This is a genomic window from Aquitalea sp. FJL05, from assembly GCF_003852595.1.
Lineage (GTDB): Bacteria > Pseudomonadota > Gammaproteobacteria > Burkholderiales > Chromobacteriaceae > Aquitalea > Aquitalea aquatilis.
In genome coordinates this window covers 174976-191288 of record NZ_QAJS01000009.1, presented here as the reverse complement: position 1 = coordinate 191288, position 16313 = coordinate 174976, and the positions used below count along the sequence as shown (strand labels likewise).

At 61.0% G+C, this 16313-nt stretch carries 14 protein-coding genes; 1 reads left to right on the top strand and 13 read right to left on the bottom strand.

The genetic code is table 11. The features are described from left to right. Position 1 precedes the first annotated feature (1 nt). The 10 genes from truA to leuC all read right to left on the bottom strand — a co-directional run bounded on the left by truA (position 2) and on the right by leuC (position 12883). On the bottom strand, positions 2-790 hold the full coding sequence (gene truA / locus DBR44_RS08965; protein WP_124643736.1) for a tRNA pseudouridine(38-40) synthase TruA: 789 nt from the start codon (positions 788-790) through the stop codon (positions 2-4). Positions 791-1012: 222 nt separating this feature from the next. Beyond that, the gene (locus tag DBR44_RS19610; protein WP_199731003.1) at positions 1013-3679 is read right to left on the bottom strand and encodes a FimV family protein; all 2667 of its coding nucleotides are present in this window, start codon (positions 3677-3679) and stop codon (positions 1013-1015) included. 151 nt (positions 3680-3830) lie between these two features. After that, positions 3831-6209 (bottom strand): FimV/HubP family polar landmark protein, encoded by a 2379-nt coding sequence (locus DBR44_RS08955; protein WP_124643735.1) that lies wholly within the window; start codon positions 6207-6209, stop codon positions 3831-3833. A gap of 153 nt (positions 6210-6362) precedes the next feature. Further along, complete coding sequence (locus tag DBR44_RS08950; protein ID WP_124643734.1) at positions 6363-7364, bottom strand: aspartate-semialdehyde dehydrogenase; 1002 nt, start codon at positions 7362-7364, stop codon at positions 6363-6365. A 136-nt stretch (positions 7365-7500) separates the two neighbouring features. Next, positions 7501-8607, bottom strand: a complete 1107-nt coding sequence (gene asd, locus DBR44_RS08945; protein ID WP_124643733.1) for an aspartate-semialdehyde dehydrogenase — start codon at positions 8605-8607, stop codon at positions 7501-7503. A 142-nt stretch (positions 8608-8749) separates the two neighbouring features. Beyond that, positions 8750-9814, bottom strand: a complete 1065-nt coding sequence (leuB, locus tag DBR44_RS08940; RefSeq protein ID WP_124643732.1) for a 3-isopropylmalate dehydrogenase — start codon at positions 9812-9814, stop codon at positions 8750-8752. Between the two features lie 42 nt (positions 9815-9856). Next, the gene (locus tag DBR44_RS08935) at positions 9857-10618 is read right to left on the bottom strand and encodes a class I SAM-dependent methyltransferase (protein WP_124643731.1); all 762 of its coding nucleotides are present in this window, start codon (positions 10616-10618) and stop codon (positions 9857-9859) included. Positions 10619-10630: 12 nt separating this feature from the next. Then, the gene (gene leuD / locus DBR44_RS08930; RefSeq protein ID WP_124643730.1) at positions 10631-11275 is read right to left on the bottom strand and encodes a 3-isopropylmalate dehydratase small subunit; all 645 of its coding nucleotides are present in this window, start codon (positions 11273-11275) and stop codon (positions 10631-10633) included. A 27-nt stretch (positions 11276-11302) separates the two neighbouring features. Further along, entirely contained in the window at positions 11303-11455 is a 153-nt protein-coding gene (locus tag DBR44_RS08925; RefSeq protein ID WP_124643729.1) for an entericidin EcnAB, read from the bottom strand. Positions 11456-11476: 21 nt separating this feature from the next. Further along, complete coding sequence (gene leuC / locus DBR44_RS08920) at positions 11477-12883, bottom strand: 3-isopropylmalate dehydratase large subunit (protein ID WP_124643728.1); 1407 nt, start codon at positions 12881-12883, stop codon at positions 11477-11479. 232 nt (positions 12884-13115) lie between these two features. Here leuC and DBR44_RS08915 point away from each other — a divergent pair, with 232 nt between their 5' ends. Then, positions 13116-13898 (top strand): helix-turn-helix transcriptional regulator, encoded by a 783-nt coding sequence (locus DBR44_RS08915; protein ID WP_124643727.1) that lies wholly within the window; start codon positions 13116-13118, stop codon positions 13896-13898. On the opposite strand, the gene DBR44_RS08910 is transcribed toward DBR44_RS08915, so the two are convergent. From DBR44_RS08910 to DBR44_RS08900, 3 genes are read right to left on the bottom strand one after another with little or no spacing between them, the layout of a single operon-like run. Then, on the bottom strand, positions 13882-15075 hold the full coding sequence (locus DBR44_RS08910; RefSeq protein ID WP_124643726.1) for an MFS transporter: 1194 nt from the start codon (positions 15073-15075) through the stop codon (positions 13882-13884). The two genes, DBR44_RS08915 and DBR44_RS08910, sit on opposite strands and share 17 nt — an antisense overlap. Before the next feature lie 56 nt (positions 15076-15131). Next, entirely contained in the window at positions 15132-15539 is a 408-nt protein-coding gene (locus tag DBR44_RS08905; protein WP_124643725.1) for an RNA-binding S4 domain-containing protein, read from the bottom strand. Continuing rightward, entirely contained in the window at positions 15536-16189 is a 654-nt protein-coding gene (locus DBR44_RS08900) for a fumarylacetoacetate hydrolase family protein (RefSeq protein WP_124643724.1), read from the bottom strand. Before DBR44_RS08900 ends, DBR44_RS08905 begins: the two co-directional genes overlap by 4 nt. Positions 16190-16313 lie beyond the last annotated feature (124 nt).

Genomic DNA, 16313 nt, shown 5'->3' with positions numbered 1-16313 from the left:
ATCATCTCCACAGGGCCAGTCGGGCCGGCTCGGTCTGCGATGGCAATTGGTATTGTGCCGGATAACCGACCCCGGTCAGGTACAGCCCGTCCGGCATGAAGGTAGGCGGCGCACGGGTGCGGTCCTGTGCGGCCAGCAGCGCCTCCAGGTCGGCCGTTGTCAGACTGCCCTTGCCCACATACAGCAATGCACCAACGATATTGCGCACCATGTGGTGCAGGAAGGCATCGGCCAGCAGATCGAAACGGATCAGCCCGCCCTCCTCGCTGATCGCCAGTTGCTGCAGGTTCTTGACCGGGCTTTTCGCCTGGCATTCCGCCGCGCGGAAGCTGGAAAAATCATGCGAACCCAGCAACACGGCAGCAACCTCGCGCATGGCCTCGACATCCAGCGGCTGGTGATACCAGCCCACCTTGCCGGCCAACAGGCAGGGGCGTACCGGATGCGTCAGCAGGAAATAGCTGTAGGAGCGCGAAAAAGCGGAAAAGCGGGCGTGAAAGCCCTCGTCCACCTCGCGTGCCCACACCACGGCCACCTCGGGCGGCAGATGGGCATTGACCCCGCGCACCCAGGCATTGAGCGGGCGCGTAATCTGGCTGTCGAAATGCACCACCTGCATGGCGGCGTGCACGCCGGCATCGGTACGGCCTGCGGCCAGGGTTGTAATGTCTTGTCCGGCGATCTGGCTCAGGGCCCGGTTCAATCTGTCCTGGACGGTATTGCCATGCGGCTGAGTCTGCCAGCCGGAAAAGGCCCGGCCGTCATACTCGATGCCGAGCGCTATTCTCATGCCCACACCTTGCTTGCAACATCTTCCGCTGTCGGCAGCCTAGGCAGCCGACAGCAGACGCTAAAACGACAACTCTACCCTATCCGGCGGGGTTTACGCCATGCCGTCTTGCATGATCCGCCTGCCGGCCACCGGCGGCTGCCACGCAAAAATCACCCGCAGCACAGCACAATGCAAAACGGGGGAGCATCTGCTCCCCCGCTTGCTACGGCCAGTCCTGCGTCACGAAACGGTTTGGCCGGCTTCCTTCATCAGGGCTTCTGCCGTTTCCTTGTCGCCCATTTCCAGGTAAAGCTTGGCCAGCTCCATCTTGTCGTTGGCCTCGGATTGCGACTTGGCTTGCGTCGTTGCCGCAGCTGGCGCTAGAGGTGGATCTACCTTGACCGAGGCAGGCAGATCAGACAGGAAATCCATGCTCAACATCGGTTCCGGTGCCTGCTTTACCGCATTCTCCAGCTCCTGCTCACCCAGCGAAGCAAAGGCATCCAGCCCACTCAAGGCCGGATTGGGCTCGGTAGCCGGCGGCAGCGGAGCGGGCCCGGCTGCCGGCTTGTCCAGAAAGTCCATGGCCAGCGGTGCTTCCGGCTCGGGTTCAACCGCCCCCAGCTCAACGGCCAGATCCAGCGGTGGCACACGCTCAGCCGGAGCCTCAGCCAAGGCCTCAGCCGCAACATCCACCGGCGCTGCCGCCGAATTGACGCGCACGGCTTCCAGATTCAGCGGCGATGCTGCCGCAACCGGCTTGGCATCAAACAGCGGATGCTCCGGAGCCAGCGTGCGGCCCAGTTCACACACCCGCATCCACAAGGTGCTGTCCTTGCCGAAAATCCCCCGCGCCGTGGTCGCTTCGGCAATGAAGCCGTCCCTGTCCGGCTGCATGGCCAGGACTTCCAGCAGTTTGTAGCGCAGATCCTGGCGCATCGGTTCGCGCACCAGACCTTCGCGCAGGATTTCCAGCGCCTGGTCGATGCGACCATAGGCAAGGTAGACCTCTGCCTCGGCGATCAGGTCAACCGAGGCCAGATCGATACCTTCACCACGCTTGATGCCACTCATCAAGGTGGTCAACGGCCCCATGGTCAGCATGGATGCGTTATCAGCAGACGACTTGCTGGCAGGCTTGCTGCCGGACTCGGCTGCCTTACGCTGCCGCAGGCGCTGCGCCACCAGCAAGGCTCCCAGGCCGACGGCAGCGGCACCGCCGCCATACATCAGCGCCCCACTGTTGCGCAGGCTGTCCAGCACGTCATCCACCAGGAATGACGGTGGCGGGGCCTCGACAGCGGGCTTGACCGGCGCGGCCGCCTTGACTGGCGGATGAGCGGGTTCCGCCGGCTTGACGGGCTGCGCTGCCGGAGCAGACGCAAGCACTGCAGCAGGCTGGCTGGCCACAGCAGCAACGGCAGCAGCCGGCTGACTGGCTACGGCAGCCACCGCCGCTTGACTCGCCACAACGCGGGTTTCACCGGCAGCCGTACTGGCCGTTGCGGCTTTGGCAATTTGCAGATTACGGATTTTCTGTTCCAGCTCCAGCGTCTTCTGCTGGGCATGTAACAGGGCCTGATCCTGCTTTTGCAGGATGGTTTTCAGGCGATCCTCCTGAGCAGTGTCAGCCCCACCCACCGCCACCGCCTTGACTGCGGTCACCTGGGGAGCCGAGGCTGCCACCTTGGCTGCAGGATGGGCCGCTTCAGGAAGCGGCTTGTTCATGGGTTTGAGGGTGACAGCATCGGACTTGGCCGGGGCTTTGGCTGCCGGCACCGGCGCTTCTTGCGCCACAGCGGGCGGCTCGGCTGCAGCCGGAGAATTACCTGCCGTGGCCAGACGCCAGTCGGCCGGGTACTTCAGGGCTGCACCTGCGCGCAGGCGATTGACGTCACCAGAGATGAATGCATCCGGATTACTGCGATACAAGCGCTTGGCGATATCAGCCGGGTTACCGCCGCCCTTTACCCTGGAGGCGATCAGCGACAAGGTGTCGCCATGCAGAACCCGGTATACCTTCAGCGGCTGCACCTTCTCCGCAGCACGCGCACTCTTGCCGGCGCTGACCGGATTGATGGAACGCTCTTCAACGGTGTAACCATTGGGGTCCAGCAGCAGATTGTAATGTTTCTGCGCATGGACATTGCCCGCCCCGACTTCCAGGCGGAAAGCCAGCACCGGGTCATTCATAGGCTGACTGCTGCGCAACAGCAGCATGGATTTGCCAGCCGGCGACTTGCTGATCTGGTGCGAGATGGAGGCAATCAGTTGCAATTGCTCGCCGCTGGGTGCGCCTTGCAGGCTATCGGCAGCCAGTGCCACCCGAACATTGTCAGTCTGCTTGACGGCAGTACCAAACAGCTCCAGCTCGGCCACCAGCGGCTCGCCCAGCTTGGACTTAACCTTGAGTTCGCCCAGACCGAGGCTGCTCAGGCGGGGCATCAGGTCTGGCGAGACGGCGGTTTTCTTGACGGTATCATCATGAGCCGGCTGCTTGTCCTTGCGCGGCGGGCCATCCCGCTGGTAATCAACTTCGAATTCACGCACCAGACGCCCGGCTGGCCAGTTCATTTCCACGGCAAAGCGCAATAGTGCTTCATCGAAATGGCTGGGGCCTTTGACCAGAATCTTCTGAATACCGCCATCCGCTTTGCGAATGGCAGAAAACTTCAGCACCGGTGCCGACTGGCTATAAGTCGACACCAGCGGATATTTGTTGCGATCAGCCAGGCTGACCAGCACATTCCCTTGCGGATCTTCGTCCACCACGGGAATTTCCGCTTCAAAAGGCTGACCTTCCGAAGACAGGACATGAATCGACCCCAGGCCGGCCAAGGCCGATCCTGCAGAGCCCATGCCGGCCAACAAAATGGCGAGCAAGGTCATGCTATGTTTTGAAGCCATGATCCGGACTTCCCCGATTCCTGCTTAGGCAGGTTTTATTGCTAATGAACTACCCGGCTAAAACGTGTGCCATTCAATAGTAAAACCGACAATATTGCAAAACAGCGCGGCTGGCATCACAAAACTGGACCTGATCGACAAGCTCGGCGCATCAGCTGCTGATTTTGGTAAGTAAAGCCTGGGCTTCTTGTTTCAAACTTCCTTGTGCTTCTCCGACCAGATCCTGCAACACTTCACGGGCACCGTCGCGGTCGCCCATGTCCAGATAAACTTTGGCCAGATCAAGCTTGGTAGACAAAGGATCATCCAGCAGGGTCATGCCCTCGGCCACGACCGGTGCAGGTTCGGGTGCAGGTGCGACCACCGGAGCAGCACTGACCGCTGCTGTTTCAGCAGGTGCCGCTGGCGCTGCTGCCGGCGTGGCAGCCACCATGTCTTCATACAGCGATTCAAAACCATCCGTGCTAGCGGCAGAAGCCGGCAGCTCGAGGGTGCCGGTTTCCGGCTGGCCCTGGTTGTCGGCGGCCATTTCAGCAGCCAGGCCATCCAGGTTGAAATCAAAATCCAGCAAATTGGTATCGGCCGCGGCTGGCTCGGCCAGGCTTGGTGCAGCGACAGGCTCGACCAGCGGAGCGGCTGCCAGTTCGGCATCCAGATCGAAATCCAGCATATTGGCATCCGCCACGGCTGGCGCGGACACGGGGGCATCTTCTTCAAACAAGGCTGCGCGCAACGGGTCTGCTGCCGGCTCCGGCTCGACTACTGCCGCTGGCGGTGGCGTCTCAGCCTGCAGATCGCCAAACAGTTCGCGATCCAGATCGATAATACCGTCGTCAACAGCGGCGGCACTTTCCACTGGGGCCGCGTCTTCCGGCAACTGATACAGCGCATTGGCCGGATCAATACCCAGCCCCATGGCAGCCACCCTGGCCCAGGCCTGGCCCTTGCCATCGGTAGTGGCATGGAACTCGCGCGCCAGTTTTTCGAAATTGCCGGCGTCCGGGCGTGCGGCATACAGCTCAAGCAGTTTTTGACGCACTTCCTGGCGTGAGGGATCCTTGGCCAGCGCATCCTTGAGGATTTCCTCAGCCTGCGCATCACGCCCATAGGCCATATACACCTCAGCCTCGGCAACCGGATCGACTTCTGCTGCATCGATATCACCGGACGCCTGGGTGAAATTGGTCATGAAGGAGTGACCGCCACTGACTGTTTGCGGTCCACTGCCGACTGCGCCGCGCCCCAGCACGGCATTATTGGTCTGGGTGGACAGCTGCAGCGAGGAAGCACCAGCTTTGCGGCGGCGGGCAATCAGCGCGCCCAGCAGCCCCAGCAGACCAACACCGGCCACACCACCACCAACCAGCGGCAGGTTGTCGATGAGGCGATCCAGCATGGAAGGTTCGGGCGGAGGGGGCGGCGGCGCAAGCGGCTTGTGCACCACGGCCGGTTTCGGCGCAGGGGCAGCCTCGGCAACCGGCATGCTGGCCGGCTGCAGCGTTTCCGTGGCTGGCATCGAAGCGGCTACTGACGCTGCGGCCTCGGCCTGCGGCTGAGAAGCTTGCGGCTTGCCGCTTTGCATGGCCTTGAGCTGCTGCTCCAAGGCCGAGATGCGGGCTTCGGCGTCCTTCAGCGATTGTTCACGCGCAGAAACCTGCTGTTCCAGTACGGAAAGCTTGGGATTCGACTGACCGGCCAGTGCGTCCGGCGGCAATATCTTGAGAACGTCTCCGCCCTGACCATGCGCTTGCGGCTTGGCATCGGCCACTGCTGTAGTCGGCGCAGCAGCACCGTCAGGGCGCAGGATGGCATTGACCCGCGCCGCAGACAGCGACTTGATCTTGGCAACAGGTGGCAGCTTCAGGGTAATACCTGCTTTCAGCGCACTGGGATTGCCATCACTGAAGGCATGCGGATTGGCCAGCACCAGCGCTGCCATGGTCTGCTCCAGCGTGGCACCCGGCGGAACGGCCTTGGCAGCCATGCCGCGCAGGGTCGAGCCGGAGCGCGTCTGCAACACGCCATGGCTGGTATTGCGGCTGGCTTTACCCGGCTTGCCCTGATAGCGGCTGGACAGGTTTTCATCAGCGTAGCGCGGGGCATCCTGCACGATGGATTTGGATTGCGGAGCGTTATAGCTGGACGGATCAAGCAACACGGTATATTCGCGCACCGAACGGCCGGCACTGGTTTTGGCCTCTACGACAAAGCGTAAATACGGATCATTGATGGGAACGGCAGAACTGACGCGAATAATGGCACCATGCGCCGACGGAGCCAGCTGAAAACGCAGTGCCGACATCGTGCTGGCATAATCGACATTCAGGTCACGGAAGGTATCCGGACTGGCCAGGCCGATGCGTGCGCCTTCCAGTTCATTCGAGCGCACCCCGGTCAGCTCGATGTCCGCGTGAAAGGTTTCCCCCAGGAAGGATCGCACATTGATCCTGCCAAGTCCGGCCCATACATTTGCCGAGCAAACCACGGCTACCGCCAGTACGCTCAGCTTGAATTTTGCCTGATTATTCACAGTCTACCTTCCGGCACTTATTTGTCTTGATCTTATTCGCTCGGTTTGCCCATCGCAGGCAAAGAGCTGGCAACTAGTGCCATCTTAGGCCCTAGCCAAGCTTTTAGCTAGATTACATAACAACAAAACCCCGGATGAACCGGGGCTTTACATTTATTCAAACACGCCTGCTTTATACATGGCCTCGGCAACCAGTACGCAATTCAATGCCGCGCCAACGCGCACATTATCTGCCGCCAACCAGAATTGAATGGTATTTCCCGCTTTGCGCAAGCGGCTGATCCATACCCCGTCATTACCGGTTGCTTCCATCGGCGTAATATGGCCGCCATGCTGATCGGCCGTGACACATTGCAATCCTGCCGCCACCAGACGATTTTTGACTTGTACCAGATCAATATCAGCAGCGACCTCCAGGCTAACCGCCCAGGCATGTCCGAAGAAAACCGGCACCCGTACTGCAGTGGCCTCAATCGGCAATTCTGCTTGCTGCAACAGCCGGCGCAATTCCAGCATGATCGAACGTTCTTCTTCCGCCATACCGTCCTCATCCAGCGCACCAATCTGCGGCAGCACATTAAAGGCGATACGCTTTTCAAATACGGTATTTTCCGATTCGCGCTGCGAGAACAAGGCGGTGGTTTGCTCGGCCAGTTCTTCCAGGGCCTTTTGACCACTGCCGGAAACCGACTGATAAGTTGCCACGGTCAGCCGCTTGGGCTGCAAGGGCAGCAAGGGGCGCAGCGCCATGGCCAGCGGGGTGACCGTGCAATTGGGAACCGCAACCAGCGCACCAGCTTCCAGGCCGGCCAGCTGTTCGGCATTGACTGCCGGCACCACCAGCGGCACTTCGGCATCCAGGCGGAAGGCCGAGCTGAAATCGATGACCGTAACCCCGGCTGCGCGCGCTTGCGGCACGTATTCACGCGCCACGCTGTCGCCGGCAACAAAAATCGCCAGCGCCACATTCTCGAAACCAAACTCGTCCAACTGACGAATATCCAGCTCCAGATTGCCATAGCTGACGGTAGACGCTTCATGCTCCGGGCCATCCACGGCAAACACCCGCTCCGCCGGGAACTGGCGCTGGGCCAGCAGTTCGAGAACAGATTGGCCAACCAGGCCAGCGGCACCTACCACAGCAAGCTGCATCATCCGAATAAATCCTTACATTCTTGGAAAAGGCTGATTGTACCTCAGCCAAAAGCAAAGGGCGCGTTAAGGCGCCCTTTGCAGTGTAGTCGATTCCGGCGACAGTCCGGTTAAAGCCTTACAACCATGTCAAGCCGAATCAGCGCTCGATCAGGATGCGCAGCATGCGGCGCAGCGGTTCGGCCGCACCCCACAGCAGCTGGTCACCGATAACGAAGGCCGACAGGTATTCGCCACCCATGTTCAGCTTGCGCACACGGCCGACGCCCACTTCCAGCCCGCCGGTAATGGCAGCCGGGGTCAGTTCCTTGACACTGATTTCGCGGTCGTTCGGTACCCACTTCACCCAGTCATTGCCCGACTTGATGATGGCTTCGATTTCAGCCAGCGGCAGGTCTTTTTTCAGTTTAATGGTCAGAGCCAGGCTGTGGCAGCGCATGGCACCGATGCGCACGCACAGGCCATCCACCGGAATGGCGGCTTCGTTGCCCAGAATCTTGTTGACCTCGGCCTGGCCCTTCCACTCTTCCTTGGACTGGCCATTGTCCAGCTGCTTGTCGATCCAGGGGATCAGACCACCAGCCAGCGGCGCACCAAAGAATTCGGTCGGTACGTCTTCGCGGATGGCGGCAGCCACCTTGCGGTCGATGTCCAGAATGGCAGACGACGGCGTGGCCAGCTCGTCGGCCACGGCAGCGTGTACCACGCCCATGCCCTTGAGCAGTTCGCGCATGTGGTTGGCACCACCACCGGAAGCTGCCTGATAAGTCATGGAAGACACCCACTCCACCAGACCTTCACGGAACAGACCGCCCATGCCCATCAGCATGATGGAGTTGGTACAGTTGCCGCCGATGTAGTCCTTCACACCCTTGGCCAGTGCCGCATCGATCACATTGCGGTTAACCGGGTCCAGCACGATGACGGCATCGTCCGCCATGCGCAGGGTGGAAGCTGCATCGATCCAGTAGCCAGTCCAGCCGGCTGCGCGCAGTTGCGGGTAGATGTCGCTGGTGTAGTCGCCACCCTGACAGGTGACGATGGCGTCCATGGCCTTCAGTTCGTCGATGTTCTTGGCATCTTTCAATGCCGGTACGTCACGGCCGATGTCCGGGCCTTTGCCACCGACATTGGAAGTGGTGAAGAACACCGGTTCGTTGATGACAGCGAAATCGTTCTCTTCACGCATACGTTGCATCAGCACGGAACCAACCATGCCACGCCAGCCTACAAAGCCTACTTTCACGGGTTTCTCCTGGGATCTGTCTCTAAAGTTGCGATTGGCCCGTCAACGCAAGCGTTAGCGGGCCAAGTATTTTTATTACTCCATTGTGCAGCGCGATAGCGACTGAGGCAATGGGGTCAACCCTATCCGGGTGAAGTTTTTTTTACAGCGCTGCCACCACCGCGTCACCCATGCCGGAGCAGCTGACTTTCTGGCAGCCCGCTTCGAAGATGTCGCCGGTGCGGTAGCCTTGGGCCAGCACGCGCTTGACGGCGTTTTCCACGCGCTGGGCAGCTTCTTCCTGGGCAAAGGTGTAGCGCAGCATCATGGCGGCAGACAGGATGGTGGCCAGCGGATTGGCCAGGTTCTTGCCAGCGATATCCGGGGCGGAACCATGCGAAGGTTCGTACAGACCCTTGTTGTTCTGGTCGAGCGAAGCAGACGGCAGCATGCCGATGGAGCCGGTGAGCATGGACGCTTCGTCGGACAGGATGTCGCCGAAAATATTGCCGGTCACCATCACGTCGAACTGCTTGGGATTGCGCACCAGCTGCATGGCGGCGTTGTCCACATACATGTGGCTCAGTTCCACCTGCGGGTATTCGCGCGCCACGTCGATCATGATTTCTTTCCAGAACTCGGTGGTTTCCAGCACATTGGCCTTGTCCACCGAACACAGCTTCTTGTTGCGCTTCATGGCAATGCCGAAGGCAACGTGGGCGATGCGACGCACTTCGCTTTCGCTGTAGCGCATGGTGTTGAAGGCTTCACGTTCGCCCTGCTCGTTCACGCCCATGCCGCGCGGCTGACCAAAGTAGATGTCACCGGTAAGTTCGCGCACGATCATGATATCCAGGCCCGACACCACTTCCGGCTTCAGGGTGGAGGCATTGGCCAGTTCCGGATACAGGATGGCCGGACGCAGGTTGGCAAACAGGTTCAGGTCCTTGCGGATGGCCAGCAGGCCACGCTCGGGGCGCAGCGGACGATCCAGCGTGTCGTATTGCGGGCCGCCCACGGCACCCAGCAGCACGGCATCGGCTGCGCGGCACAGCTTCTGGGTGAATTCCGGATACGGCACGCCATAGGCATCGTAGCCAGCACCACCCAGCGGGGCTTCTTCCAGTTCGATGGGCAGACCATCCTGACGCAGCACATCCAGCACGCGACAGGCCTGGGCAATGATTTCCGGACCAATGCCGTCACCCGGCAATACGGCGATTTTCATGATTTATCCTTTGGTTTCTGTATTTGTTTGTTTTTGAATGCTTCACGCCGCCCACAGCACGATCACGTCGACCGTAAAGCTGCCATCCGCCTCGATGGCGTAGTAATCGCGCACTTCCTGGCCGACGGACTTCTGCAACAGGCGAATGGCCTGACGCAGGGTTTCCGGCGTACGCATGCGCTCCACCCATACGCCAAATTCCAGCCGCAGCTTTTGCCGCGTCACCTGCTGCACTTGCCAGCCGGCACCGGACAATGCGCTCAGCCACTCGGCCATGGCGTAGTTATGCACATGACTGGTATCACGCAGCACCTCGACGGTCTGCAGATAGGTATCCAGCAGCGGCTGACCGGGCGACATCACATCAATGAAGGCCAGCCGGCCACCCGGCTTGAGCACCCGGCGCGCTTCACGCAGCGCCAGAGCCAGATCACCCCAGTGGTGGGCGGAGTAGCGACTGAACACGAAGTCGAATTCGCCATCGGCAAAAGGGAGTCGTTCGGCCGCGCCTTGCTGGGTGGTGAGCGTGCCGAGGCCACGCGATGCAGCCTCGTCCGCCACCACCTGCAACATGCTGGCCGACAAGTCATAGGCCACCACGCTGGCGGCGTGTTCGGCAATCTGGAAGCTGACATGGCCAGCGCCGCAGCCCAGATCCAGTACCCGCGCCGCGCCGTGTTCACGCACGGCTTGCTGTAGCTGGGCAAACTCCGCGCCCTGGGCGTGTACCTGGCTGTGCAGGTAGGCCGCGGCCTGGGCACCAAACTGCTGTTGGACGTGCTCTGCGTGTGCGCTCTGGCTCATGTCATTCTCCAATCAGGCCTGATGGAACAACCAGGGCTGGCTTTGGCGACGCGCCGCCTCGTAAGTCTTGATGGTGTCGGCGTGTTGCAAGGTAAGGCCGATTTCATCCAGGCCACCCAGCAGGCAGTGCTTGCGATGCTCGGTGACATCAAAAGCAAACGACTGACCGGACGGGGTGGTGATGGTCTGCGCTGCCAGATCTACCGTCAGGCGGTAGCCTTCATTGGCTGCGCATTCGCGGAACAGCTGGTCGACCACCTCGGCTGGCTGGACGATGGGCAACAGGCCATTTTTGTAGCAGTTGTTGAAGAAGATGTCGGCAAAGCTGGGCGCAATCACCACGCGGAAGCCCTGATCATCCAGCGCCCACGGCGCGTGTTCGCGGCTGGAACCACAGCCAAAGTTTTCCCGTGCCAGCAATACCTGGGCACCGGCGTAGCGCGGGAAGTTGAGCACGAAATCCGGATTAATCGGACGCACACTGTTGTCCATGCCCGGTTCGCTGTGGTCCAGATAGCGCCACTCGTCGAACAGATTCGGGCCAAAGCCGGAACGGTTGATCGACTTCAGAAACTGCTTGGGGATGATGGCGTCGGTATCGACGTTGGCGCGATCAAGCGGGCACACCAGCCCGTCGAGTGTATTGAATGCTTTCATTGGGATTCTTTCCGAATCTGGCTGCCCTTACTGGGCAGCGTTTTCGATGGCCTGTCCGGCCTTCTGGATGCCATGACCAACAGCCTGGCCACCTTGTTTCAGGTCTTCACCCGCGCCGTGTAAGGTATTGCAGGCAGACAGCAGGATGGTCACAAACAGGCTGAGTGCAATTTTTTTCATGGATGAATTCCTTTCGCAGAATTAAAGCTGACGGATGTCGACAAAATGGCCGGTTACCCCTGCCGCCGCCGCCATGGCCGGGCTGACCAGATGGGTACGCCCACCCTGCCCCTGACGGCCTTCGAAGTTGCGGTTCGAGGTAGACGCACAACGCTCACCCGGCTGCAGACGGTCGGCATTCATCGCCAGACACATGGAGCAACCCGGCTCGCGCCATTCAAAACCGGCGGCGATGAAAATCTTGTCCAGTCCTTCGGCCTCGGCCTGTGCCTTCACCAGACCGGAGCCCGGCACCACCAGCACCTGCTTCACGCTGGCTGCCTTGCTGCGGCCACGTGCCACAGCGGCGGCTTCACGCAGGTCTTCGATACGGGAATTGGTACAGGAGCCGATAAACACGATGTCGACCGGAATCTCTTTCACCGGGGTATTGGCGGTCAGACCCATGTAAGCCAGCGCGCGTTCAATACTGCCCTTCTTCACCGGGTCGGCTTCGGCGGCCGGGTCCGGCACGATGCCGTCGATGTCGGTGACCATTTCCGGCGAAGTACCCCAGGTGACTTGCGGCTTGATCTGGCCGGCATCCAGCTCGACAACGGCGTCGAAATGCGCGCCTTCGTCGGAGTGCAGGGTATTCCAGTAGGCCACGGCAGCATCCCAGTCGGCTTCGCTCGGCGCAAAGGGGCGGCCCTTGACGTAGTCGATGGTTTTTTCATCCACCGCCACCATGCCGGAGCGGGCACCCGCTTCGATGGCCATATTGCACAAGGTCATGCGCCCTTCCATCGACAGGCTGCGGATGGCTTCGCCACCAAACTCGATGGCGTAGCCGGTACCGCCAGCAGTGCCAATCTTGCCGATGATTGCCAGCGCCACGTCCTTGCCAGTGATGCCGGCAGCCAGCGGGCCATTCACCTGCACCAGCATGTTCTTGGATTTCTTGGCCACGAGACACTGGGTCGCCATGACGTGCTCGACTTCCGAGGTACCGATGCCGTGTGCCAGCGCACCGAAAGCGCCATGGGTAGAGGTATGGCTGTCGCCACAGACCACGGTCATCCCCGGCAGGGTGGCACCCTGCTCCGGCCCCATCACATGCACAATGCCCTGACCCTTGTCCTTGAACGGGAAGTAAGCCAGCGCACCGAAGGACTTGATATTGGCGTCCAGGGTTTCCACCTGCTGGCGCGAAATCGGGTCCTTGATGCCTTCGTCCCAGTGATCGGTCGGGGTGTTGTGGTCGGCAGTGGACACCACCGAATCCACCCGCCACAGGCCGCGCCCGGCCAGCTTCAGGCCTTCAAAGGCTTGTGGGCTGGTCACTTCGTGCACCAGGTGGCGGTCGATATACAGAAGTACGGTGCCGTCGGCCTCTTCCCGCACCACATGGCTGGACCAGAGCTTGTCGTAAAGAGTTTGTGCTGTCATGGCTTCCTGCTCGTTGATGGCGGCCGCGCCGCCGGTTTGCCGGATAAGGCAGTCATTCTGTCACGCTGCCAGCTGGCACTACAAGGCGGATGAAACCGGCCTCGTGCATCTGGCAGCAGTCACAAGGGCTGCTGTTGCCTGACATCATGTCTCAGCTTTTTTCCTAGTACAAGATAAGCATTTATACTAGTACTGACACTACCACGTTGAGATTGCCTCCGGGGGAAAGCACATGAGCCATAGCAAGACCACCAGCCCGCTGGGTGAATTCATCCGCGCGCACCGCGAGCGCCTCAGCCCGCAACAAGCCGGCCTGCCGGCGGGAGTGCGTCGCCGCGCCAAGGGCTTGCGCCGCGAAGAGGTCGCCGCCCTGTGCGGCATCAGCCCCACCTGGCTGACCTGGATTGAGCAAGGCCGCAGCCAGTCGGTATCCGCACCCACGCTGTCACGGCTGGCCGATGCCCTGCTGCTGACCCATGCCGAGCGCGATTACCTGTTCAAGCTCGCCGGACTGAAAAACCCGCAGGAACGCCCGACCGAGCGCAACCCGCAGGCACGCGAGGCGCTGGCTGCAGCGGTCGAAGTGATCGCAACACCCGCCTATGTACTGGATGGCAACTGGAATGCCCTGGCCTGGAATCCCCTGGCACAGGATTTGTTCTGCGGCTGGCTGGACCAGCCGCTGGCGCGGCACAATCTGCTGGATTTCATGTTCCTGCAGCCGGCCTCGCGCCAACTGGTGGAAGACTGGCCGACCCGGGCCAGGCGCATGGTGGCGGAATTTCGCGCCGATGCCGGCGAGCGACTGGATGAAACCGCCATCCAGCAATGGGTGGACACGCTGCGGCTGGGCAGTGCGGAATTCGACAGTCTGTGGCAACAGCACGATGTACAAGGCCGCGAAGGAGGTGAACGTGCCTTCAATCATCCGCAACGCGGCCGGCTGGTCTATCAGCAGCTGACACTCAATCTGGCAGCCTCAGCCGAACTCAAGCTCATCATGCTGCTGCAGTAAGCCGGGCAGCCGGTGGCCGCAAATAGCGCCAGCACAGCAGCACACCCAGCGCCGCCGCCAGCACCGACATGCCAAAGGTGAGCAACATGCCGCCGTGCGGCCACAACACACCGCCGACCAGCCCACCGGTGCTGCCACCGATGCCGAAGGAGGCAATGATGTACAGCCCCTGCGCCCGCCCCTGGTGCTGCTCGGCAAAGAAGCGGTGAATCAGGCCCACCGAGGTGGCGTGATGCAGGCCGAAAGTGAGCGCGTGCATGCTTTGCGCCAGTACCGCCCATGCTGGATGATCGACCACCGTGGCAATCAGCAGGAAACGCAGCACGGCGGTGAGCAAGGACGCCAGCATCAGCCGCTCCAGCGAAAATCGCCCCATGATGCGCGGCATCAGCAGGAAGACCAGGATTTCACTGATCACCCCCACCGACCACAGCAGGCCGATGGCCCCCTGGGCATAGCCGGCATGGCGCAGGCCGATGGAGTAGAAGGTGTAGTAAGGCCCGTGGGCATACGCCATCAGGAAGCAGCAGCCAAACAGGGCCAGCACTCTGGGCTGGCGCAGCGTGTGCCAGATGGGGGCTGCAGCAGCCTGCTGGCGATGCGAGGCCACATCCGGCACCAGCCAGCCGGCCAGCACAATTAGCACCAGCAAGCACAACAGCGCCCAGGGCAGATTGGCCAGATGGATCAGGTCCAGCACATAGCCACCCACCATGGACAGGCAGACAAAACCGATCGACCCCCACACCCGCACCCGGCTATAGCGCCCCGGTTGCGCCCGTGTCAGATAGGCGGTACTGGCCTCGACCAGTGGCAATGCACCAGCCCAGAAAAAGTGCGACACCGCCAGGCTGATGAAAATCCACCAGAAGCCCTGCCCCAGCCCGACAAAGGCAAAGGCCAGTGCCGAGCACAGCGAAGTGCTGATGATGATGGCACGCCGACGCCCCTGGCGATCGGCCAGCCAGCCCCAGAAACCGGGCGCCGCAATACGCGCCAGCGTGGACAGGGCCATCAGGACGGAAATCTGCAAGGCAGAGAAGGACAAGGACTCCAGGTACAGGCCCCAGAACGGCCCGAACAAACCCTGAAAGGCGAAATAGGCAAAGTAGAACAGCGCGAACGGTCGCAGCGAAGGTGCCGCCGCAGCGGATGGCACAGCAGATGGAGCAGACATCAGACCACAATCAAACAGGCAACACACCATGCCACCCAGGCATGGTGTACTTGCGATTACAGGGTGCCCTTGAAGCGCGTGATATCACGTCGGGCTTTCTTGGTGGGACGGCCATCGCCATGCGGAAAACTGGCATGCTCGGCCTTGAGCAGCAGCATGCGCTCCTCGCGCGCCTGCCGTCCCGCCTCATCTTCACAGTACATAAGCACCGCCTCCTTGGCCGGACGACGCTGGGTGGCCAGTTGCAGCACGGTAATGCGGTACTCCAGCTGATTGATACGCAGCAGCAGCTCATCCCCTTCGCGCACGATACGCGAAGCCTTGACCCGCTCACCGCCCACCAGCACCCGCCCCAGCTCCAGCGCCTCGTGTGCCAGCTGGCGGGTTTTATAAAAACGCGCCGCCCACAGCCATTTGTCCAGCCGCACCTTGTCGTCGTCTTCCGCCTGGGTTTGCCGGCTCATGCTGACACCGTCCAGTCGGCCGTCACCAGACCATCCAGCTGTGCCTGCACGACATCTCCCGGCTGCAGGGCTGCCACGCCCTGCGGGGTGCCGGTATAGATCAGGTCGCCGTCGGTCAGCCCATACACTTGCGACAGATAGCTGATGATGGTGGCCAGCGGAAACAGCATCAGGCTGGTATCGCCACGCTGGCGAATGACACCATTCACTTGCAGGCTGAAGGTAAACGGCTTGCCGGCATCAACCGCCTCTGCCGCGACAAAATCCGACACGCAGGCCGCATGGCGAAAACCCTTGGCCTTGGTCCACGGCTTGCCGTGCTGCTTGGCCTCGCTCTGCACATCGCGGGCGGTCAGGTCCAGACCGATGCCATAAGCAGCAATATGCGACAGCGCATCAGCCTCGGCGATATCGCGCCCACCCCGGCCCACCAGCAGCACCAGCTCGCACTCATGGTGCACATCAGCCGAATAAGCCGGCAGGCTGATGGCCTGCCCACCAAGCGTCAGCGCCGAGCTGGGCTTGAGAAACACCAGCGGCTCTTCTTCCAGCTGATTGCCCAGTTCGGCCACATGTGCGGCGTAATTACGCCCGATGCAGAAAATATTGCCGACACGCTGTTCGACGCCATTCAGTCTGACCACTGCCATAGTGAAATTCTCCCGATTCAGGCCGTCGATTATCCCAGATGTGACCCCACTTGGGGCAATGCAATAGCTATCCTTTTGTCATTTACGCTGTGTACTCTGTTAGCATGCAGCACTTTGTCGTTTC